The following is a 21,068-nucleotide window of genomic DNA, read 5'->3' as shown; positions in this document are numbered from 1 at the left end:
AAAACTGCGGGCCTTTTGCGTTTAAGTGCCGCGAAATTATCGATTTTTGAGGATGCGATGCCCCGCCCTGCCCCCGATCACCTATCGCCTGCAGCGGTTCTGCCCGATGATGCGGGGTTGACCGAAACCGGTGCGTTTGTGCCTGCGGCGGCGGCGCGGGTGCTTTTGATTGCCTGTGGGGCCCTTGCACGGGAGATCGTCGACCTGCGGGCGCTGAACGGCTGGACCCATCTTGAAATCGCTTGCTTGCCGGCGAAATTCCACAACACCCCCGATAAAATCGCCCCGGCCGCGCGCGCCATGATCGAGACCCGGGGCGCAGAGTTTGACCGGATTTTTCTGGTTTATGCCGATTGCGGCACCGGCGGCGATTTGCAGCGATTGTGCGACGAAACCGGCGCGCAGATGATGCGCGGGCCGCATTGCTATGCCTTTTATGAGGGGGTCGATGCCGCCGCAGCGCGCGGCGACACGGATATGCGCGCCTTTTACCTTACCGATTTTCTGGTCCGGCAATTCGAGGCCTGCGTTTGGAAGCCCTTGGGGTTGGACCGCCATCCGGAATTGTTGCCGATGTATTTCGGCCATTACGAACGCTTGGTCTATCTGGCACAGGTCGAGGATCCGGCTCTGGAGACCCGCGCCCAAGAGTGCGCCGCGCGCATGGGACTATCCTATGAGAGGCGCCTTACCGGATATGGCGAATTGGCGACGGATCTGGCCCGCGTCGCGGATCAGGCCGTGCCGGCCGCCAAGCCGGATCAGACTTCATAGATGATCAAACCGCAGCTGCGGCAACCTGATGCACACGTTCGATCATCGCACGCAGACCGTTCGACCGTTGCGCCGACAGATGGTCGTTCAGCCCAAGCCGCGCCAATTCCTCTGCGGCGTTGACCTCGGTCACCTCTTTCACTGTCAGCCCATTGTAGAGCATGCGCAGCACCGCGATCAGCCCCGAGACAATCATCGCATCGCTGGCCCCGTCGAAATGGAACACCCCGTCCTCGATCACCGGATGTAGCCAGACTTGCGACGCACAGCCGTCGACTTTGGTGGCCGGAACACAAAGCGCGGCGTCCAAAGGCTCCATCGCCTTGCCCGCTTCAATGACATACCGGTAACGGTCTTCCCAATCTTCCAGAAACTCGAAATCCGCCACGATGTCTTCGAATGCCGCGCTTGCCATACCGGTTCCCTTTACCTGTTTCCCTGCCCGTGGGCGTTGCAGCACAGGTAAGCGCCGCGCGGCAAAAGGTCCAGCCCCTCGCGGCCCGCGCGGAGGGATGAGCGCCGCATGAAGACGGCGCGGCGTCGAGCGCCCCCGCACCACGGTCCGCGCCGTTTTTCGCGCGGTGCTGCGCCCCTAGAGATCCGGCGGCAATGCCTTGTGGCTTTTCAAGCGCGCTGCAATAGGGTAACTCAAATAAAAAGACCAAGAGGCAGGGACATGCGCAGATCTATTATCGCTCTTTCGATTTCATCGCTCCTGCTCGCGGGCTGTGGCGGCGGGTCCATCGGCACATCACGGATGAATCCGGTCAATTGGTTCGGCAAGAACCGCGCAGCCACTGCGGCGGCACCCACCACCGAAGCCGGCGCAAAAAACCCGTTGATCCCCGAACGCCAAGCGCTCAATCTGGAAAAACAAGAAGGGGCCTATCTTGGCACTTCGGTGGACAAGATCACCACCCTGCGGCTCGAAGATGCGCCCGGCGGCAAAATCCTGCGGGTCGAGGCCGTGGCACAAACCCAACGCGCTTTTGATGTGCGGCTGATCGAGGATCCGGCGGAGGCGGGCACATTGTCCTATACGCTCAAAGCCGCGCATCCCGACCGCGCCGCTTATGGCCCCGACCGCAGCCGCAAGATCAGCGCCGCGATGTTCCTCACCGATCAGGAATTGGCCGGTGTGAAAACCGTCCGCGTCGCCGGCACCAGCAATGCCTTGAGCGCACGGCCATAACAGGTTGCCGCCTCAAGGCATGCGTGGCCAGACAGACAAAAGGCGCCCGGTTGAGGCGCCTTTTTTGATATGATTACAATTCCCCACGCGGTATTTCGCAGATCACTCGAGATCGACGATCCGCACCGAGCTGCCCTTCGCCGAGAGCGCGATTTTCCCCTCGCAAAGCCGCAGCGCATCATTTCCAAACACCTCAAGCCGCCAACCTTGCAAGGCAGAGACATCGCGTAGCCCGGCTGCAATCGCATCCAGATCCGCCGCCGGCGCAATCAGTTTCGGCGCCACGCCAGAGCTTTCGGTTTTCGCCTTTAACAACACCCGCAACAGGTCGGCCAAGGCGGGGTTGACCTGTAATTTGTCACGGTCGTTGCTCACCTTGGGCATCTGGTCCGGCGGACAGGCGATCCCCGCTTTAATGGCGGCCAAAATCCCGTCTGCGATATCGCCACGGCGCGCCTCGCGCAACAAAAGCCGCGAGCGCCCCAAATCTTGGGCGTTTTGGGGCTTGGTCGAGGCCAGTTCAACCAAGGCGTCATCTTTATAAACACGGTTGCGCGGCACATTGCGCGATTGTGCATAGATTTCGCGGAATCGCGCCAATTCGCGCACGATAGCGAGGAATTTTCCCGAGGTCGTGCGGGTTTTCACCCGTTTCCATGCGTCTTCAGGTTGGACCACATAGGTTTCTGGCGAGGTCAGGACCTTAAGCTCCTCACGCACCCATTTCTCGCGGCCTGTGCGTTCCAATTCGGCGGCCAGAAATTCGTAAATCACCCGCAAATGCGTGACATCAGCCAGCGCATATTTCTGCTGCGCCTCGGTCAGGGGGCGGCGCGACCAATCGGTAAAACGGGATGTTTTATCAAGAGGTTGCTTGGCGATTTTGCGCACGAGGGTCTCATACCCTGCCTGTTCGCCAAATCCGCAAACCATCGCCGCGACCTGCGTGTCAAACAGCGGCTCGGGGATCACCCCCGCATCGACATAGAATATTTCGAGATCCTGCCGCGCTGCATGAAACACTTTGACCACAGATGTGTCGCGAAACAGATCATATAACGGATCCAACGCGATGCCATCGGCCAAGGGGTCAACCAGAACCCCGGTGCTGTCATCCGTGCCCGGCATCGCCAATTGGATCAGGCAGAGTTTGGAATAATAAGTCCGCTCGCGCAGAAATTCGGTATCAACGGTCACGTAATCATGGCCGCGCGCCTCGGCGCAAAATGCCGCCAGCTCTTCAGTTGTTGTGAGTGTTCGCATCAGGGGTCGATCTTTACTCGTCTTGTTATAGGTGTGCCCACGCCCTGATCCCAAGGTATAAAGCAGTTTATCGGGTTTGGAAAGCGGCCCGGCCCGCATCGGTATTTTCGTCGCCATTCATGGCAAGTAAACCGGTCATGGTAAATAAACCGGCGCGCGTTCACCTGCTGCAAATCGGCGTAAAACGGCGGGGTAAAGCGCATGTTCCTGCACCAGAACCCGCGCCGCCAATGTTTCCGCCGTGTCGCCCGCGATGATCGGCACCCGCGCCTGGCCCAAGATCGGCCCATCATCCAATGCGGCCGTGACCTCGTGCACGGTGCAACCGGCCTCCTGATCGCCCGCGTCCAAGGCGCGTTGATGGGTGTGCAGACCTTTGTAGAGCGGCAAAAGCGACGGATGAATATTGATCATCCGCCCCTCCCAATGGCGCACGAACCCTTCGGTCAACACGCGCATAAATCCGGCAAGGCAGATAATATCGGGATTGGCCGCCGCGATTTTCGCGCTCAAAGCCGCTTCAAAAGCGGGGCGGTCGCCTTTGAACGCGCGGTGATCCACCGCCGCAGTGGAAATGCCCATTTCGGCGGCACGGTCCAATCCGCCGGCCTTCGGGTCGTTCGAGGCGACCAGAACCGGCCGCGCAGGATGATCGCCGGCCATGCTTTGCGCCAGCTTGACCATATTCGAGCCGCCCCCCGAAATCAGGATCGCAACCCGTTTGCTCACAAGAGCGATCCCGCGTAACGCACACCCGCGCCCTCGGTGACCGTGCCAAGGCGGTAAACAGTTTCGCCTTCGCTTTGCAGCAAGGCGGTCAGTGCATCGGCCTCATCTGCAGCGACCGACAAAATCATGCCAACACCGCAATTGAACGTCTTGAGCAATTCGCTTTCGGCCATGTTGCCGGTTGCGGCAAGCCATTTGAACACTGGCGGCAAGTCCCACGCGCCAAGGTCGATATCCGCGCCCAATCCATCGGGCAACACCCGTGGCAGGTTTTCGGTCAAACCGCCGCCGGTGATATGGGCCAGCGCATGCACGCCCCCTGCCCGCACCGCCGCCAGAGATTGCGTCACATAAAGCCGCGTCGGCGTGAGCAAGGCCGCGCCAAGCGTGCCCTCGGTCCAAGGACAATCGTCGCCCCAACCAAGGCCGGACACCTCAACCAATTTGCGCACGAGGCTATAACCGTTGGAATGGATGCCGTCCGAAGCAAGGCCCAGCAACACATCGCCCTTGGTCACACCGGCGGGCAAATCGGTACCGCGTTCCATCGCGCCGACGGCAAAACCGGCCAGATCGAAATCGCCCTCCGGATACATGCCGGGCATTTCTGCGGTCTCGCCGCCGATCAATGCGCATCCAGAGCGCACGCAGCCCTCTGCAATACCCTCGATGATCCGCGCAGCCGTGTCGGTTTCAAGCTTTCCCGTGGCGAAATAGTCGAGGAAGAACAAGGGTTCGGCCCCTTGGCACACCAGATCATTGACGCACATGGCCACCAGATCAATCCCAACACCGTCGACTTCGCCGGTATCAATGGCGATGCGCAACTTGGTGCCGACGCCATCCGTCGCCCCGACAAGGATCGGATCGTTGTAACCGGCGCCTTTGAGATCAAAGAGCGCGCCAAACCCGCCAAGACCGGACATCACACCCGAACGATTGGTCCGCTTGGCCGCCGGTTTGATCCGGTCCACCAAAGCATTGCCCGCATCAATATCCACACCTGCGTCCGCATAGGTGATGCCGTTCTTACCCGTCGTCGATGTGCTATTGTCGCTGCTCATGAGAGCCCCCTTTGCCGATATCGCGCCCGCGATAGCGCAATGGCGCGCCGCTGTCCACGCCTGCCGCGCAAATCGCACGCTCCGCCTCTTGACCCGCGCCGCCCGCGCGCATAATCACACCCACGGCGGGCCTGTAGCTCAATTGGTTAGAGCAGAGCGCTCATAACGCTTTGGTTGCGGGTTCAAGTCCTGCCGGGCCTACCAAATGCCGCCGATCGTTTTTTGGTTTCCGTCTTTGGTTTCAATAAAGACACGGGTTTTAATAAATTCACGGCGCGTAAAACCCCCGCCGCTGCGTCTCCCGACTACTTGTCCTCGAATATTCCTTGTATCGGCACGACCAATCGCGCGCCCTCGCGCTTAACGCGCAATGACGATGTCGGCACGCAGACCACCCAACCGTTCGCTGCTGCCGAGCCGCAAAATTCCGCCATGGGCCCGCGCGGTATCATTGGCGATCGACAGGCCAAGCCCGACGCCGGTGCTGCGGTTCTGATTTCGGGCGGGTTCCAAACGTGCAAAGGGTTTGAGCGCTTCTTCACGCTGCGCCTCAGGTATGCCCGGCCCGTCATCTTCGACGCGAATACGCAGGCTTTTGTCGGTCAAAGATACCGAAACCTCCACGTGTTGGCCGTAATGCACGCCATTTGCGATCAGGTTTTCCACCGCCCGCCGGATGGCCATAGGCCGCAACATCAAGGTTCCCGTCCCTTCGGCGCGGATCAATGTCACCTTCTGTCCAGCACGCACCGCATCGTCGATGATATCACGTACCAAGGCAATGGGATCGGTTTTCTCCGGCTCGCCCTCGCTGGCACCACGCGCAAAGGACAGGAATTCATCGAGCAGCCGCTGCATATCCTCGACATCGCGCTGCATCGCAGCGGCGTCTTCGTCTTCCAGCATCGACAGACCCAACTTGAGCCGCGTCAGCGGCGTGCGCAAATCATGGCTCACCCCCGAGAGCATCAATGTGCGTTGCTCCAAATGCCGCTCAATCCGCGCCCGCATGTCCAAAAACGCATGGCCCGCCGCGCGCACCTCATTGGCCCCTGCGGGGCGATAGGCCACATGCCGCCCGCGCCCGAAGGCCTCTGCGGCCTGCGCCATGCGGGTGATGGGGCGCAATTGGTTGCGCAGATAGACAAAAGCAATCAACGTCATCAACGCACCAAAAAACACCATATTCACAAAGAGTTGGTGGGGGTTTTTGGGGGCAACCCGATGGCGCGGAAATTGGATTTCCACCGGGCCTTGCGCCCCCGCTATATAAAGGCGCACGATATGATCATCGGGCAATTCCACGGCGCGGACCTGCGGCAACAATGCCGTCATCTCGCGGATCACCACGAGGCCGGACAAATCATACCAGCGGCGCGAATCCTCATCCGGCACCACTGCGGCGGGGCGGATTTTGATATCCAACGCCTGCGCCAATGCTGATTGCTCCAAAGGAGTTTGCGCCGCGCCGAGCAACAATTCCACCTCGCGGGCCATATTGCGTGTCATCTCTTGGGTGACCCCCTCGAAATGGCGCTGCAAAAACAGGACAGAAGCCACCAGTTGCAAAGTCAAAACCGGCAGGATCAAGATGAGAAGTGCGCGCCCATAGAGGCTGCGTGGCATATAGCGTTTGAGCCAGAGAAAAGACATGGTTAAACCTACCCCTGCGCGCGACCGAGCGAAAGCCCTTTGGCGCGCAGGCCGCCGCAAAGCGCCAAAGACACCGATTGACACGATCCCAACCGAAGGAAATGCCATGCTTGCCCCCGACACTTTCGACCCGCCCGTGGCCACGGTGGAACACTTGGAGCCGGGGCTACGCCGGATCGTTGCGCCGAATCCCTCGCCGATGACCTATCGCGGCACCAATACCTATTTGCTCGGCACCGACGAAGTTGCCGTGATCGACCCCGGGCCCGATGGTGACGTCGGGGCCCGGCAGTTGGACGCCATTTTGAACAGTATCGGCGCCGGGCAAAAGATTACTCACATCCTCATTACGCATTCGCATGTGGACCATTCGCCATTGTCGCGCGCTTTGAGCCGCGAGACCGGTGCGCCGGTCTATGCGCTTGGCGATTCAAGCACCGGGCGCAGCGCAATGATGGAGCAATTGGCCGCAGTGGGTGAGATTCGCGGCGGCGAAGGCATCGATGCGCAATTCGCGCCCGACATCCGTATCGCCGCAGGCGATGTTATAGAAACGGCCGAATGGGCGGTGCGGGTGCTGCCGACTCCCGGACATTTTTGCAACCACATCTCCTTCATTTGGGGCGATGCAGTGTTTACCGGCGATCACGTCATGGGTTGGGCCAGTTCGATGGTCTCGCCGCCCGATGGCGACCTGACCGATTTTATGGCGTCCTGCGCTGCACTGGCCGGTGTTCCGGCGCGGATTTACTACCCGGGGCATGGCGCGCCGGTGAGCGACCCGAAGGCACGGCTCGATTGGCTGGTGGCGCACCGTCTTGGCCGGGAAGCCGAGATTTTGACCGCGCTGGAAGCCGGCCCGGCAACCGCAAGTGAACTCGCCCGCGCGATCTATGTCGATACGCCGCCCGCCCTCTTGGGCGCCGCCGCCCGCAATGTTCTTGCACATCTCATTGATCTGACGGGGAAATCAATGGCCGCCCCGAACGGCCCGCTGACTGCCGAAACGCAGTTCAGACGCGTGTAGGGAGAAAATCGCAAAAACTCCAAATAAACGCAAAAACCCACTGGACGGCACAAAACACTGTCGCTATATCACCCCTCGTGTTCCGGCGTAGCTCAGCGGTAGAGCAGTTGACTGTTAATCAATTGGTCGTAGGTTCGATCCCTACCGCCGGAGCCAAAGAATTCAAGGGCTTAGCTGGCAATCAGCTAGGCCCTTTTTCTTTGGATTTTCTCAGGGGTAACGTTTAGGGTAACGGTAGCATATCGAATTTGAGGAGTATGGACGTGACCAAACCAAAGACTGAAGATCGATCGTATAGGTCAATGGCATTAACACTAAAAGCGTCCCGTTGCCTCGATGGAGCAAGCGACGAAGAACGAAAATTGGCTTTCGATTTAGCCACACACTACCTTGCAAGACTAAATTATAAAGGGAACCCTGTATCGGACGATCAACCGTTTCCTTTTCCTCGCATCATGGACATGGGCAACGGCCCCGAGAACATCGGTATGCCTTGGCAAGTAGGAGATGCATGGGGGATGCTTCAAGGTTATTTCCATTGCCCTGATGAGTATACACCAGAGGAACTTGAGCAAATTCGCGGCAGAATTTCTCACCTTCTAGTGGATGAATAAAGGAAAGCCCCGACGCGGGGAAGGAAGCCGCATCGGGGTCCGGACTTTCTAACCAAGAAAGAAGCAATCGGCAGGCTAACCATTCCACCGTTTGCCCTTACACTATACCCCAAGCGACAACGCCGCCGCAAAGTCACCCCCTGACAATCAGTTTCTTGATTGCAGCGGTGCCAGCGGCAGGCACGGCAATGATTTGCACCACCTCGACGCCTTGCCCGTCAATCGTGACGTTATCCGCCGCGCTTATTGGCACGTCCCCCGCAACGATTGCCATACGGTCGGACAAGATCACCCTTTCGCCATCGGCATATTTTTCCGAAACGCCGGTGACAAAGGCGTCCACCTCGATTGATTCCGTGGTGACGGTCGGCAATTCCCATTCATTGGCGGCAGGCACAGACGTGATAACCAGCCGCGCCACGTCGCCCGTGGCATATTGAGCCAAGAGCCGCTTGGCGGTGCCTTGGAAACGGTCATAGATATTAGCCATTCCAGTTCACCAGCCTTGCCGCCTCGGACGGATCGACGCCCGCTTCTTTTGCCATTGCCAGCGCCTCGACAATTCCCGCCATGGCCCGCGCACGTCCGCCCGCGTCAAAGGCTTGCAGCGGTCGCATCACGTCCAGCGTCACAGACTGGCCCAGCTTGGCCGTTGCCTCTTGCCCGATCAGCACCGCGACAGGTTGCAAGGCCCATTGCGCAAGGTGGCGTTGCGCCTCTCGCACAAGCGGCCCCGTGGTGGCGTTGTCCAGCAGCGCAGGCAACACACCATAGACGCCACAGACCGCCGCCCTAGCCCCGTCAAGGGACGTTGCAGGGGCAACCCCGCTCAGGTCAGGCGTGGTGCTATGGGGTTTCCAGTCTTGGGCCGGTGCTGGACCACCTGCCGCCGTGACTTGGACACTTTCCCGCATCAAGACGCGGCCCCGCTTGCTACGGAACCCCGCGCCCAATTCGTTAAGGTCGGTTCCGGCGGTTTCAGGGAATGGCACAATCTGCGACCCGATAGGCGCGTTCTCATAGACTTCGGCCAAAGCGGTTTCCACAGAATGCAGCATTCCAGCGGTCAGGGACGCCCGCCGCAAGGGGGACGTGCCGGTCCAAGGCGACGCCGCATCGCTGCCGATCCTGAAATGCAGCACCTCAGCAGCTAAGGCCGTGACAGTGCGCCCGCCGCCCGCCTCGGCAATGGTGACTTGATAGGCACGGGGCTTGCCGTTGCGCGTTGTCAGGGACCAGTCGGAAACAGGGACAAGCCCGTCCTCTTGGATCAGGAAAACCGCCTCACCCCGCAACGCCAACGCCCTGCCGATCATGGCAAGCGAAACCGGATCAAGAATTGACGCGCCGTCCACATCGGCCATCGACAGGCCGCTTTCCCATAGCGCCACGCATGTTTGAACGGTTGCGGTCAGATCGCCCGTGCCAGTGCGCCCCGCGACATAGGCCGCGCGGTGCATCATTAGATCGTGGGTATATCCACCACCACTTGAACGTTGCTCGACAGGTGCTTGTTTTTGCTTAAAAGGCCACATTGTTTGTCCCCCGATATGGGCGCAGCAGATCAGCGGCACCGGATAGCTGCAACGCGCGGCCCGTCCAGTTCCGTTCATAGCGGTGCGTGAGTTGAAGTTCGCCGCCTAGGTTCATGGAATTGCTAACCAATTGCCCGTGGGATTCATCCGCTTTGCCAATTTCGGCAGAATACCCGGCAAGGCGTTCCACGGCTTCCAGAACGGCCACAGGGGCGCTTGTGTTTGCCCCTACGGTTGCCGTCACGCGCCAAGTGCTATCGCGGTCAAAGCGCAGCCCATACGGCCCCACAGGCGCGTCCACGGCCTGCCATGCGTCGCCCCGCCATTCCTCGACCAAAGAGACCTCGGCAGGGCTTAGAAGCGGCTTCCAGTCGCCCGCGCCCTCGACCGTCCAAACGACTTGGCGCGGGGTCCAGCGGTGCGCCACATAGCTTTCGATCCGTTGCCAGATCGCATCTTGTTCGGCAGTCGGATAAGCCGAAGGAATGGCCTCATCCTGTTTTAGCGTTATCGCCATGCGTAGGGGTTCCTTTTGGCTGGAACGTGAACCCCGCCGCCCGTCACTTCCCAAGATCGCGCCTCGATCTGCGCTTCGGGATATGCGGGGCGGGTCACAATCGACAATTCGTAAAGCAAGGCGGCAAAGATTGTGCGGATCAGTGCCATGCCCTCGGCGGGGTCTTCTTCCGTCACTTCCTCGGCCTTCTTGACCGCCCGTTCCGGCGGAATGCGAAAGCCTGGACTAATGCCAACCGCCAAGCCTGCGCCGATCATGGCCAATGCGTCCTTGCCATGCGTCGTGGCCGCGATTTCAGGCGTGATCTGCGCCACAAAAGTTAGCGCCTCATCGCTATCGGCAAGGCTTAAAGTCCCAGCCCCACGCGATGCCAAAGGGCGGTCATATGAATGGCCCACAAGTAAATGAATGTCTTCGTCTTCACGGTTCACCCTGTAATTAAATGCCCTTGGGGCAATGACTTCCTTGCGGGGGCGACCAGTGCGCCCACCATCGGACAAGGTGGCAGGCCGGTTATATGGAAACCGCCCCGCCAGTTCGAGCGCACCAGAGGCGCGTTTCCGCACCTCCAGCCCGCCGGTTTCATATGCGTGAAACACTGTCACCTGATTAGCCGAAGTTGGTCAGGATACGGGTTTGCAGGCCACGCGCCACGGTCACGTCCGCCGTGACAAGCCCCGTCAGGCGCAGGCCACCGGATTGCGCGTCGGAATAGACGTCGCGAATCACATCGACCCCGCCCCATAGGCCCACAAAGGCCGGAGCCATGCCGCCGACATTAGCCGTCAGAATAGCCGTGCCAGCGCCCAGCGTGTTCGTGGTGGCAATGTTGCTTTGCGGAATGTGTTTGACCATCCGGTCCCATTCCGAAACCGCCGTGCCGGAAACCAATGTGTCGTCTAGATCAGACCAAAGCGCAGGGGTCAGGCCCAGCCGGATCGCGCTTGCCGCGCTAATCGCATTGGCTTCCATGAAGGCCACCACCTCAGCCCGGAACGCCGCCCAGCTTACCGCCGCCGCCGACATATCGGTGGACGTGATGCCATAGGTTGCAGCGCCCGTGACAATGCCCAGAGGTTGCCCAGATGCCCCGCTGCCATTCAAGACAGCGCGGTCCAGTTCGGCCCCAATAGCTGCCGCCATGTCGCGCCGGATTGCGGCTTCAAGACCCGCGCCCGATTGCTTCATGGCCTTGCGTGTGATCCGCATATGAGCGCCAAGGGTTTGATCCGGCGAAAGGGTCGCCTCGGCAGTCGCAAAGGCCGACGCATCGCCAATGCTGCCGCCCTCAGTTGCAGCCCAGCCCGCGACAGCGCCAGAGGTTGCCACCGGCCACGCTTCGGACCCTTGGGTCACGTTAATGGATTGAACGCCCAGACGCGCCGCCACAGAGGCCGGAAAAAGCCGCTCAATAATCGGGCGCGTGTTCATCGGGTCAGGCGTTCCCGTCGATACGGTTTCGCCCGCGCGTTGTTCGAGCGCCTCAAAAGGAACCGGCACACCGCGATAGCCGCCGGTGCTGCGCATCTCTTGCACGATTTCGGCGGTCTCACCGTCAAGGGCGCGGCCTTCGTCCAAATTCAAAGCGACTTGGCGCAATTCAAACTTTGCCACCATGTCGGACCATTCCTGATCCGAGCGGGTCTCAAGATCATTCTTGGCGTCGCGCCGCTCATCGTCTTCGGCAATAAGCGCGGCGCGATAGCGAACCTCATTAGTGGTATATTCAGCATCAAGTTCACCCATCGAGCGAATTTCGTTTTCGTCGGGGCTTTCTTTCGCTGCCAGTGCGGCCAGCGTTTGTCGGATAGTTGATTGCCGCTTTTGCAGCTTTACAGATTCAAGCATTTAGTTTCCCTCAATTGCAATTGAATAAGGGAATTTTACCTTGTCAGACCCATGCGCAGCAAAGTCGCCCACTTTTGCTTTTCTGGGTCCAATTCGCCCAAGCCGATTTCAATTCGGGTTTTCTTGGCGTGACACGATCCGCAAAGCGTTTGCAGGTTTTCCAGATCGAAAGCCGCCCCGCCATCGCGCAGCCCTTTGATATGATCGACCTCTAGCCGCGTTCGTGAACCGCATTGCACACACTTCCAGCCATCCCGCCGCTTGGCTTCGGTTCGCACGGCCTTCCATTGTGGTGTCCGATAGATTGCCGTGCCGTGGCGTTGCCACCTTAGACCCATTGCGCGACCCGTGCTTTTGCCGCTGGACGTGCCGCCATGCGTTGCCCCTCCGCCACCGCGATAACAGACGCCGCCGCCGCGTCGATCCGGCCTAGGGACCGTGCCTTGGCCAGCTTGTGATTGCCCGCAGGGTCTACAAGCGTGATCGCATCCGCAAAGGCAGAGCGCAGCAGCAAGGACGGCACCGTCTTGACCTGACCTTCAAACAGCGCCCGCCTGAATCTTTCTATGTCCTCGCTGCCGTCACGCCAGCCAAACCCACGCCAAATAAACGGCACACGGTCCAAGCCTGCCGCCCGCATGGCCTCGACAAATTCGGCATGGCGGAACCGGTCGCCAACGACAGCAGCAACGCCTTGGCCGTCCGTCATGTTCACCACATCGGCAAGCCAACGCCCGACCGGAACCGTGGTGTCGCCCATTGTGGTGAGTTCGCCCCTTTCCTGCATCTCGACATAGCGCCCAGAGACGCCATCAGAGGCCCCACGATCCGCAAGGGACGGATTGCAGGGGAAGGTTCCCACAGCCTCTAAACGGCCCGTTTCTGGCCAGTATAGCGCCGCTGCCGACATAGACCGCGACCCGCCAAGATCGACGCCCAGAATGCAAGGCCCTGACCGTTCCGGCAGTTCATCGGGGGCGACCTCGGCGGCAAGCCATTCATCGACCGTCACCAACACGGAGCGGTCTTCGGTGCTGACACGCTCGTTTCGGTTCAGGTTGCGGAAAGACGAAAGCGCAGACCCGCCACGCGATATGGCCCGCTTGGCTTGGGCGATCAGCCATTCAGGCGTCGAGCCGATCCCCTCTTTCGCGCCGGGGTTTGCCACCAAGAGGCTTTCCAGATCATCAGCAGGCAAGCCAAAGTCGGGGCGGTGTTCTTGGACGTAAGTGCCAGGGGGCGGTTCATCCAGCCAACGTGAAAAGGTGTTGCTATCGTCCGGTGCGCTTGTCGAGATAATCAGCGCCCGACCGTCACGCTTGCCAAGCCCCGACAGAATGGCGTTTTCCAGATTGTCGCCCTTGTCCTTTTCCCAAGCGGCCCGTTCGTCCAGTATGGCCAAAGTTGGCGCACCGCCCAAGATCGACTTGCCATCGGCGGCAATACATCGGGCAATGCCACCGCCTTTGCCGCTAAATTCGACTTCCAGTTTTGAGCCGCGCCGGATTGTGAATTGCTCTTGCAGATCATCCGGCAACCGCTCGACAAAACCGACAATGAATTGAAACGCAATGCGGGCTTGGTCACGGTTTCGAGCGGCAAGGATAACCTCGCGTTTCGGTTGCTCAGACAAAACGCCCATGACATCGGCCAAGGCCAAACCGGCAGACAATGCAGTTTTGCCATTGCCACGCCCGATTGACAGACACGCCACCATGACGTCTTTTTTCAAAGCGCCGTTAATGAATGCCTTTTGATATTTTGCGAGTTTTACGCGGTTTCCGGCCTGTTTTCCCTCTGGTATCGTAAGGTTTTCCAGAAATTCAATTGCCGCAGCGCCTTGTTTTGTTGGTCTAGCCATCCCTTTTCCCCGATTTTTTGGGAAATGGGAAAGAAGAACCCCCCTCCGCGTTGTCAGGCTCCCCCACGCCTAACCTATTGGGACCATTGGCCTTGACTTGCTCGCCCTCGACAAACTCTTGAATGTCAGCGCGACTAAAACCCGCCTTGGCTGCACACAAAGCGCCCAAAGTTAGGAATACCTCGGCAAAGACCTGCACCCGCACACCACGATAGCGTTGATCCGAGAAGGCCGCCAAGTCCTGCGCAATACGCCGCGCCTGCATCCGCTCCCATTCGTCTTGGCTTCGATTCCAGTGGTTGCGCCTAGACCGTTGCAGCCGCGTTAGCGGGGCAAGCTGGCCAAAGTCGCCAAGATTGTCAGGTTGTCTCGCGTGGGGATATGCCATGCCCAGAATATACCGCCTAGGCATGGCATGGGGCAAAGTGGGCCTAGTCTGTTTTCGGGTCTAGAAGGTGGATATTCCGTTTCTCCGTCTCCGTTCCAGTGGTGTGGACAATCCACCACTCGTTACCATCACGATCCTGCACACTGTCACCAACCTTGGCGGTCGTGTCATCATGGATCAATAGCATTTTTCCATGCCGCACCATGCCATCACCAATTATGCTTGTATCGGCAATTTCGCCGTTAATCTCAATTCCATTCAGTTTTACAACCATCGCTTTATATCCTTCTCTTAATGGTCAGATCATAGCGGACGGATGGACATGCCTATAGGCATTTGTCCTGTCCGTCCGCCTCTTATGTCTTCTACGGACACTGGACGCTTTAGGTTTCGTCCGCGTCCGTCCGAGTGTCCTTCTCAATCAATGCGTCCAACAAGGTTGCACTACCGTTCCCACGCAGCAAATACAGATCGTTGTTCACGTCGAACAAATCAGCAAACTTGCGCGCCCTATCAAAAGCCTTTCTTTTGGCCTCGGTCGTTTCGCCAGTGTGCTTTTGGTAAAACGCTTCCCGCCAGTCATTTACATGCAGCCCAGTGAACGCCCCGTCGCTAAGAGTGCCATGCTTCATTGCCGCCATATGATAGGTATCAAGTGCGAGTTGCTTTGCAGGTGATAGCTTCTTACCTCCACCCGCAGGCGCGTCACCCTCGACCAGAACGGCAGATGATGCATCGACCAACGGCACGTCCTGCAATACCATGTGAATGGGCGCAGGCGGTTCCGCGTCCTTCATCTTGGTGTTGGTCATGGTCACGGTCGCGTCCGACTTTTCCAAGCGAAACTCGAAGTCGAGCGCACCCTTTAACGCCATTGCCCCCCGCGCCCTGTCTTTTACAGCGTGGCCGGAGTGATGCACGATTAGCAGCACGCTATTGGGATAGCGGGCTTTCAGTTGATCCATAGCCACAACAAAATTGTTCATGTCCATGGTGCTATTTTCGTCACCCGCCCCAAAGTTCCGCGCCAACGTGTCCACAATGATTAGCGCAGGCTCGCCCACCTGTTCCGCCGTTGCGTCCACAGCATCCGCCACCGCTTTGGCAGATGCCGCGTCAAGGAATTGCGCGGCCCTCTCAGACTTGTATAGAGGCACGCCAGACAGATCGACGCCGTGGTGTTTACCCCAAGCATGGAAGCGCCTTGTAAGCCCGTTGTGGCCTTCGCCAGCTATGTAGAACACCGACCCTTGTTTAACATCGCGCCCAAAGAACGGGGTTCCACTAGCGACCGATAACCCCAAAGCGACAGCAAGGAACGACTTGCCGCAACCCGGATCGCCAAACACAAGCCCAAGCGTGTCAGTCTCAATCAAGTCCCCAATGAGAAATGCCGGGGGTCTGTATTCCAGATCACCAACCGCCGTGAAGGTGAAGGCCCTAACGGGTTCTTTGGCCTTTCCTCGGTAAAGAGTGGGACCAGCCCCCTTAATGGGGGCGGGCAGGGTCTTGCCCTCCTGCACAATTCGCAGCAGATCGTTGAACGCGTCATATCCGCGTTCAAAGTCAACTTCTATCTTAGCTGGTCCAGTCAATGTTGCCTCCCAAGTCCTTAATGTCAGGAACGTAATTTGAAACCAGTGCCTGCTGAATTTTGGCGGCATAGGGGCAAGTGGTTTGATTGGTATCTAGAATATCCGCGATTAGCAGCTTCTCACGCTGCCAGTAGCGCCACATCATCCCGCGCGTTCGGCGCGACATTGGGTCAGTTCGGATTTGCTTTACCCTCTCTTGCACATCATCGCGGGCCTGTTTGGCGCTTGAATATCCCTCGATAATCAGAACACCATCGGCTTGAACGGTGGATCGAACAAGATTGACCGCTGTCCCTGCCGCCCAGTGCTGACCGAGAACGCATCGACGCGCAATTACAGCGTTGTAGAACGGCCTATATGCAGCGTGCCAAAGATAGGCCGTGCTCGGTGGGACGACCCCGAAGTTCTTAACAAAGGCCGACAAGGCCGCAGAGAATTGTTCGCCCGAAGGCGTTCCGTGGTTAGAAAAGTCCATGTTGATTAACCCCGTTGCCCTTCAAGCCATGTTTGAATTTCAGTTACTGGGAAATATCGCTGGCCACGAATGCGCACAGGTTGAGGCATACCTAGCTTGCCGTCTTTCAGCCAACGGTTGATTGTCATGTGGGAAACCCCAACAAGTTCGCGCAGTTCTCGCGCAGTCATATATTGTCTTGCCATTGGAATGGCCTTTCGATAATATGGCCACAGTTCTTAAGTGAGGCCGTGTGGATGTATGGTGTTCGAGCACCGGTTCACGCGGCCAAACTTGTGCCGCTAGCACAATGTTTAACACACTGTAAACCCCCTACGCAAAGACCAACAAAATAAGGCCAAAACGCGCTTTTGGGCCGAATCTCTGCGCGAATCAGCGCTTTGAAAGGACACTTTCCTACACTTGCGACACAGACAGGAAATAATTCCAAGCTGAGCTATATTGGCTTTAATATTAGGGAAGATTTCCCAGTTGAGAGGGAATTTCTTATGCGGCGGCACCCATAACCCTACCGCCCCAAGCACTCAGGGCGTCGCGTTTTTCGGTCGCGTAGTCGTGCCTTTGGTAAACCCCGACAATCCCGCCGCCCGTTCCGCTGACATGGTTTAGCACCGCCTCAGTTACGCGCACAGGAACCCCAAGCGCAGCCATACCCGTGGCGCAGGTGCGCCGCAGATCATGGAAGCCCCAAGGCTCTATCTCGACAGGTCCGCCCGCTTCCTTCTCGGCAATTTCCTTCATCGCCACCGCCAACCGATTGCGCGGCTTGTCAAAGGACTGCACGGGCGACCGCCCGTTCGTGGTGAAGACAAAGTTGACCTTCCCTTCACTGTCCACAATTCGCTTAACGTCCGCCAGCACGTCCAGCGCAGGCTTTGACAATGGCACGTCATGGGCGCGTCCGTTCTTTGTTCGATCTTCGCGCAGATGCCACAGATCGCCCCTGATTTCGCCATCGGTCATTTTGGCGACCTCACCAAGCCGCTGCCCCGTTAGCAGCAGCAGCTTGGCCATATGCCCCCACGGTTGCCCTTCAGCGTCACAAGCCTGCCAGAACCAGCGAATTTCGTCGTCACTTAGCACACGGGCGCGCGCTCGCTCTTTCGCGGGGGGCTTTACACCGTCCGCAGGGTTACGGTCGATCACGTCACGGTTCACACACCACGCCAGAAACGCTTTAAGGTAGGCCCGCACCCTATTTGCAGTCACACCCCGCCCCGTGTCCGCAATACCCTCCAGCAGCTCCAGAATATCCCGCTTGGTTATTTCGTGAATGTCGCGATCGCCCCACTCGCTAACTACGTGCCGTTCAAGTTCGCGCTTCACCGTCTTGCCGCTCTTGAGCGTTGAAAGGTGCCGCTTGTCATATGTCTTGACTAGCGTCTTTACCTTGTCCCGTTCAGTCAGTTGAGCCTCGGCCCGCTCGGCCTTCGCGGCCTTCTTTAGCGCCGCAGGATCACGTCCGAGTTCAAGCTTTTCCAGCGCATCGCCTGCCGCTTTTCTAGCCTCGGCCAACCCTAGAAAGCCTGCCGTGCCTTCTGCCATTTCGGCTGGCCGAAGCTTTCCCAGCGTTAGCTTGCAAGGCTTGCCACCGAAGCGATAGCGCAACGCCCAAGACTTTGCGCCGCTAGGCTGGATGACAAGGTAAAGCCCCGACAGTGAAGGGTCGGGAATTTCGCGCCTAGCTTCGCCCGGCTTCATGGCTTCGATTGACTTTACAGTGAAGGCTTTTGCCATGGTCAATTTCTCCTTGGGGTAACACAGGGGTAACACTTTGACCCGTATCAAGCTGTTATCCCATGTTATGACATGAAGCCGACGTCCTCGCAAACATCTTGTTTTATTGGGAATTTTCTTGAATTTAGGTTACGGTATGTAGCGCCGTGTTACGGGTAGAATTTTGACTGTTAATCAATTGGTCGTAGGTTCGATCCCTACCGCCGGAGCCAATACCCAAAAAGCCCAGCAAAGTCAGTGACTTAGCTGGGCTTTTTTCTTAGCAAGGTCATTCTCACCCCTCTGTGCCCCAAAGCGCGATTTTTACTGCGCACAAAGAGTCGGAGCCAAAGATGGGACGCATTGCTTACCTGACGAAACGCGGAGCCGTATGGTGGTATCGCCGCCGTCATCCAGTTATTGTCATCCAATCATCACAAAATAACCAAATATCAGTGTCTTGTTGCGACAATGGGACCAGCCTGCAAGCGCGGGGCCATATGGCTGTGAGCTTGCGCACCCGCTCCAAGAGAGAGGCCCGCATTCTCGGCGCTTTCATCTCTGCAGATTTTGAGCGCGCGTGGGCGATGATCGAGGCAGTTATGAACGAACACGAATTTGATACCGACATGATGGACGCCATAGCGATGACTATGGCCAAACATTTTCGTTCTCTGATCGAGAAAATTGCCCACGGGCCAGCGTCCAGCTTTCCCGATGGGGTCAAGCAGCGCGCCTATCGCATCTTGGAACAGGACTTGCGCAAGGCGCTCGGTGTTGAAGGTAAGGTGATCGTTGCGGACGCGCAGCCAACCCCACAGGTCGAAGAAAACCCACCGGCGGAAGCAATGTGCCAAGCGGAGCGCGATGCACTTGCCTATTTGGAAGATCACGACGAGGACTACTGGGAAAAATGTGGTGAGCTTTTCCACCCTGACTACGAGCCGGAATACCCGCGTCTTGCCCATATCGGTGAAAGCGCACGAACCAACGACGACTATTATGCTGACTATGTCGTGTCTGATTTCGGCCTGCACACGCACGTATTCCGCGCGACATTGTCGGAGTATTTGGCCGCTTGCGAACGGTTGAGCCTTGATCCTTCCGATGCCAACGCCGATTTTCCGCTTGCGTTGAAAGAAGCAATGGATGCGGCGCACAAAATAGGAATGGTGCCAACGCCGGAAGCCAAGCCGTCGCCCACGCTTGCGCGCCCGAAGAACAGCACCCAGAAGTTTGCCGACTTTGCCGACAAGTACCTGGCCCTTCGCTGCCAAGGCTTCACGCTCACACGCGAAGATGAAACAGCCGATGCCGCGACGGGTCGAAACTTCGAACGGACCTCGCTGCGTAACTGGCAGTCTTCGGTTCGATTGTTTGTTGAGATCGTCGGTGATCTGCCACTATGCGATATAGGCAAAGAGGAAGTCATCGAATTCAATGATTGGATTCAGAGACTTCCCAAGAACTTCGGAAAATCGTCCAAGGACAAGCGCACCGCGCGCCAGTTTATCGAAGACGCCGATGAACACGACACAATTGGGATCAATGCGCTGATTGAAAAGCTGCGACGCGAGGGCAAGCCGCCCGGCGAGATAGAAGAAGCCTCAGCCGCAGCCCGCGTCGTGCGGCTGTCCGCGACCACGATGAAGCGCCATCAGCAAGCATTACACGCAATCCTCGCCTATGCGCACGAAAGTGGCGCGATTGACGGCAACCCGTTCAAAGGACGGACGCTGACCACATCCGAGATCAAACGGCGCAAGCGAAGCGAACGGCGTGTGGAACGGATTGGATGGGGCGAAGACATTTACGCCCTGCTCGGCTCGGAAATCTTCCAAAACCCGCTGACAGAACAAGACGAGCCACTTTTCTGGTGCCCGCTGATCGGGGTGTACGCGGGCTTGCGGCTGGAAGAAATCTTGCAATTGCGGGTGAACGACTTCTTCTCGGACGCCGGGATCATGGCCGTGCGGGTCCAGAACGAGATTGGTTCGCAGGAAGTAAAGTCGGACAACGGTTTTCGCAGCGTTCCACTGCATCGGGCACTGATTGACATTGGCCTGCCAGAGCTTGTTGCCCTTCGCCGTCAACAGGGACTGAGCCGCCTGTTCCCCCACATCGAACGCTCAAAGTCCAAAGGCACATTGAGCGCGATCATGTCGAAAAGGTTCGGCTACTACACCGAAAGCCGGGGCATCAAGAAGCCGGGTTTGGACTTCCACGCGCTTCGCACAGAGTTTCACGTCAGGCTCGCGCGCGCAAAAGTTCCCGATCACGTGCGCAAAGGCCTGATGGGGCACGAACAGACCGATGTGACCCACAAGAACTATTACCGGCTGGGCGAAACCATCGAAGCTCTCAAAGAGTACGTGGACCTCAATGACATCAATCACTATGGAGTTCGCTCCCCGTTCGGGAAAACCTACCACAGGGCTGCCCCACACTTGCGAGTCGTAAACAGCGCGAACGGCTGATACGCGGAACCGCCCTCACGCGCGCGGGTGCCTTTTTCCCGCGCGCGGAAGCACGCAGTACCCGAGTGCGCGAAGGCGCGAGAGGTTCTTTGCATTGGCAAACACTAACTCGCAGTAATGGCTAATTCGCACGCGCTCCAAATCAAAGTTTCGCCGTAAATTACTCACCGTTTGGGCGCATTTTTTGAAAATTACGTCAAAGCCTTGACGCAGCACCCTTTCGGTCCTTATGTGCAAATATGGAAAGTCAATTATTTTCTTTTATTACATATCAACTACTTGAGGCCATATGGAAGGTTTCTTCCAATTAAAAAGACAATCAACCATTGCCGAAACGAAG

General features: G+C 58.1%; 22 protein-coding genes and 2 tRNA genes. 7 read left to right on the top strand and 17 right to left on the bottom strand.

Annotation, left to right across the window (positions count from 1 at the left end; translation table 11 throughout):
* The first annotated feature begins 57 nt into the window (after window positions 1-57).
* Window positions 58-774 carry a DUF1638 domain-containing protein gene (locus tag DI396_RS04135; RefSeq protein ID WP_110794938.1) on the top strand — a complete coding sequence of 239 codons (717 nt, stop codon included), beginning with the start codon at window positions 58-60 and terminating at the stop codon, window positions 772-774.
* Between the two features lie 4 nt (window positions 775-778).
* On the opposite strand, the gene DI396_RS04130 is transcribed toward DI396_RS04135, so the two are convergent.
* Window positions 779-1,189 (bottom strand): SufE family protein, encoded by a 411-nt coding sequence (locus DI396_RS04130; RefSeq protein WP_110794937.1) that lies wholly within the window; start codon window positions 1,187-1,189, stop codon window positions 779-781.
* A gap of 261 nt (window positions 1,190-1,450) precedes the next feature.
* On the opposite strand from DI396_RS04130, the gene DI396_RS04125 reads away from it, so the two are divergent.
* The gene (locus tag DI396_RS04125) at window positions 1,451-1,966 is read left to right on the top strand and encodes a hypothetical protein (RefSeq protein ID WP_162617152.1); all 516 of its coding nucleotides are present in this window, start codon (window positions 1,451-1,453) and stop codon (window positions 1,964-1,966) included.
* A gap of 102 nt (window positions 1,967-2,068) precedes the next feature.
* Here the strand turns inward: DI396_RS04125 and rnd are convergent, their stop codons facing one another.
* The 3 genes from rnd to purM form a co-directional block, all read right to left on the bottom strand.
* The gene (rnd, locus tag DI396_RS04120; RefSeq protein WP_110795352.1) at window positions 2,069-3,229 is read right to left on the bottom strand and encodes a ribonuclease D; all 1,161 of its coding nucleotides are present in this window, start codon (window positions 3,227-3,229) and stop codon (window positions 2,069-2,071) included.
* 135 nt (window positions 3,230-3,364) lie between these two features.
* Entirely contained in the window at window positions 3,365-3,958 is a 594-nt protein-coding gene (purN, locus tag DI396_RS04115) for a phosphoribosylglycinamide formyltransferase (protein ID WP_110794935.1), read from the bottom strand.
* Window positions 3,955-5,022, bottom strand: coding sequence for a phosphoribosylformylglycinamidine cyclo-ligase (gene purM, locus DI396_RS04110; RefSeq protein ID WP_110794934.1), 1,068 nt, complete (start codon window positions 5,020-5,022; stop codon window positions 3,955-3,957). The genes purN and purM overlap by 4 nt, the downstream gene beginning before the upstream one ends.
* Before the next feature lie 127 nt (window positions 5,023-5,149).
* On the opposite strand from purM, the gene DI396_RS04105 reads away from it, so the two are divergent.
* Window positions 5,150-5,226 (top strand) — tRNA-Ile (locus tag DI396_RS04105).
* A 156-nt stretch (window positions 5,227-5,382) separates the two neighbouring features.
* On the opposite strand, the gene DI396_RS04100 is transcribed toward DI396_RS04105, so the two are convergent.
* Entirely contained in the window at window positions 5,383-6,675 is a 1,293-nt protein-coding gene (locus DI396_RS04100; protein WP_110794933.1) for an ATP-binding protein, read from the bottom strand.
* Between the two features lie 106 nt (window positions 6,676-6,781).
* Between DI396_RS04100 and DI396_RS04095 the strand changes: the two genes are divergently transcribed.
* The 3 genes from DI396_RS04095 to DI396_RS04085 all read left to right on the top strand — a co-directional run bounded on the left by DI396_RS04095 (window position 6,782) and on the right by DI396_RS04085 (window position 8,316).
* Entirely contained in the window at window positions 6,782-7,702 is a 921-nt protein-coding gene (locus tag DI396_RS04095) for an MBL fold metallo-hydrolase (RefSeq protein ID WP_110795351.1), read from the top strand.
* An 81-nt stretch (window positions 7,703-7,783) separates the two neighbouring features.
* Window positions 7,784-7,858, top strand: a tRNA-Asn gene (locus DI396_RS04090).
* Window positions 7,859-7,965: 107 nt separating this feature from the next.
* Window positions 7,966-8,316, top strand: a complete 351-nt coding sequence (locus DI396_RS04085) for a hypothetical protein (RefSeq protein ID WP_162617151.1) — start codon at window positions 7,966-7,968, stop codon at window positions 8,314-8,316.
* Between the two features lie 133 nt (window positions 8,317-8,449).
* On the opposite strand, the gene DI396_RS04080 is transcribed toward DI396_RS04085, so the two are convergent.
* The 12 genes from DI396_RS04080 to DI396_RS04025 all read right to left on the bottom strand — a co-directional run bounded on the left by DI396_RS04080 (window position 8,450) and on the right by DI396_RS04025 (window position 18,272).
* Window positions 8,450-8,806 (bottom strand): hypothetical protein, encoded by a 357-nt coding sequence (locus DI396_RS04080; protein WP_110794931.1) that lies wholly within the window; start codon window positions 8,804-8,806, stop codon window positions 8,450-8,452.
* The gene (locus tag DI396_RS04075) at window positions 8,799-9,851 is read right to left on the bottom strand and encodes a phage portal protein (RefSeq protein ID WP_110794930.1); all 1,053 of its coding nucleotides are present in this window, start codon (window positions 9,849-9,851) and stop codon (window positions 8,799-8,801) included. The genes DI396_RS04080 and DI396_RS04075 overlap by 8 nt, the downstream gene beginning before the upstream one ends.
* Window positions 9,838-10,368 carry a hypothetical protein gene (locus DI396_RS04070; RefSeq protein WP_110794929.1) on the bottom strand — a complete coding sequence of 177 codons (531 nt, stop codon included), beginning with the start codon at window positions 10,366-10,368 and terminating at the stop codon, window positions 9,838-9,840. Before DI396_RS04070 ends, DI396_RS04075 begins: the two co-directional genes overlap by 14 nt.
* Window positions 10,359-10,967, bottom strand: coding sequence for an HK97 family phage prohead protease (locus DI396_RS04065; RefSeq protein ID WP_110794928.1), 609 nt, complete (start codon window positions 10,965-10,967; stop codon window positions 10,359-10,361). The genes DI396_RS04070 and DI396_RS04065 overlap by 10 nt, the downstream gene beginning before the upstream one ends.
* 10 nt (window positions 10,968-10,977) lie before the next feature.
* A complete protein-coding gene (locus tag DI396_RS04060) occupies window positions 10,978-12,216 on the bottom strand; it encodes a phage major capsid protein (RefSeq protein ID WP_110794927.1) in 1,239 nt (412 codons plus the stop codon).
* A 35-nt stretch (window positions 12,217-12,251) separates the two neighbouring features.
* The gene (locus tag DI396_RS04055; RefSeq protein WP_235851739.1) at window positions 12,252-12,494 is read right to left on the bottom strand and encodes an HNH endonuclease; all 243 of its coding nucleotides are present in this window, start codon (window positions 12,492-12,494) and stop codon (window positions 12,252-12,254) included.
* A 50-nt stretch (window positions 12,495-12,544) separates the two neighbouring features.
* Window positions 12,545-14,077: a terminase large subunit domain-containing protein gene (locus tag DI396_RS04050; protein ID WP_110794925.1), complete on the bottom strand. Its 1,533-nt coding sequence runs from the start codon at window positions 14,075-14,077 to the stop codon at window positions 12,545-12,547.
* Window positions 14,078-14,508: 431 nt separating this feature from the next.
* Window positions 14,509-14,739 (bottom strand): hypothetical protein, encoded by a 231-nt coding sequence (locus DI396_RS04040; protein WP_110794923.1) that lies wholly within the window; start codon window positions 14,737-14,739, stop codon window positions 14,509-14,511.
* Between the two features lie 109 nt (window positions 14,740-14,848).
* Window positions 14,849-16,060, bottom strand: a complete 1,212-nt coding sequence (locus DI396_RS04035) for an AAA family ATPase (protein ID WP_162617150.1) — start codon at window positions 16,058-16,060, stop codon at window positions 14,849-14,851.
* A complete protein-coding gene (locus DI396_RS16390; RefSeq protein WP_162617149.1) occupies window positions 16,044-16,535 on the bottom strand; it encodes a hypothetical protein in 492 nt (163 codons plus the stop codon). The genes DI396_RS04035 and DI396_RS16390 overlap by 17 nt, the downstream gene beginning before the upstream one ends.
* A gap of 5 nt (window positions 16,536-16,540) precedes the next feature.
* Window positions 16,541-16,720: a helix-turn-helix transcriptional regulator gene (locus DI396_RS04030; RefSeq protein WP_204362791.1), complete on the bottom strand. Its 180-nt coding sequence runs from the start codon at window positions 16,718-16,720 to the stop codon at window positions 16,541-16,543.
* Window positions 16,721-17,021: 301 nt separating this feature from the next.
* Window positions 17,022-18,272, bottom strand: a complete 1,251-nt coding sequence (locus DI396_RS04025) for a tyrosine-type recombinase/integrase (RefSeq protein ID WP_110794921.1) — start codon at window positions 18,270-18,272, stop codon at window positions 17,022-17,024.
* Between the two features lie 332 nt (window positions 18,273-18,604).
* Between DI396_RS04025 and DI396_RS04015 the strand changes: the two genes are divergently transcribed.
* On the top strand, window positions 18,605-20,728 hold the full coding sequence (locus tag DI396_RS04015) for a site-specific integrase (protein WP_110794920.1): 2,124 nt from the start codon (window positions 18,605-18,607) through the stop codon (window positions 20,726-20,728).
* Window positions 20,729-21,068: the final 340 nt, after the last annotated feature.

The organism is Litorivita pollutaquae, assembly GCF_003205515.1.
Lineage (GTDB): Bacteria > Pseudomonadota > Alphaproteobacteria > Rhodobacterales > Rhodobacteraceae > Litorivita > Litorivita pollutaquae.
This window is presented reverse-complemented; position numbering and strand designations above follow the sequence as displayed.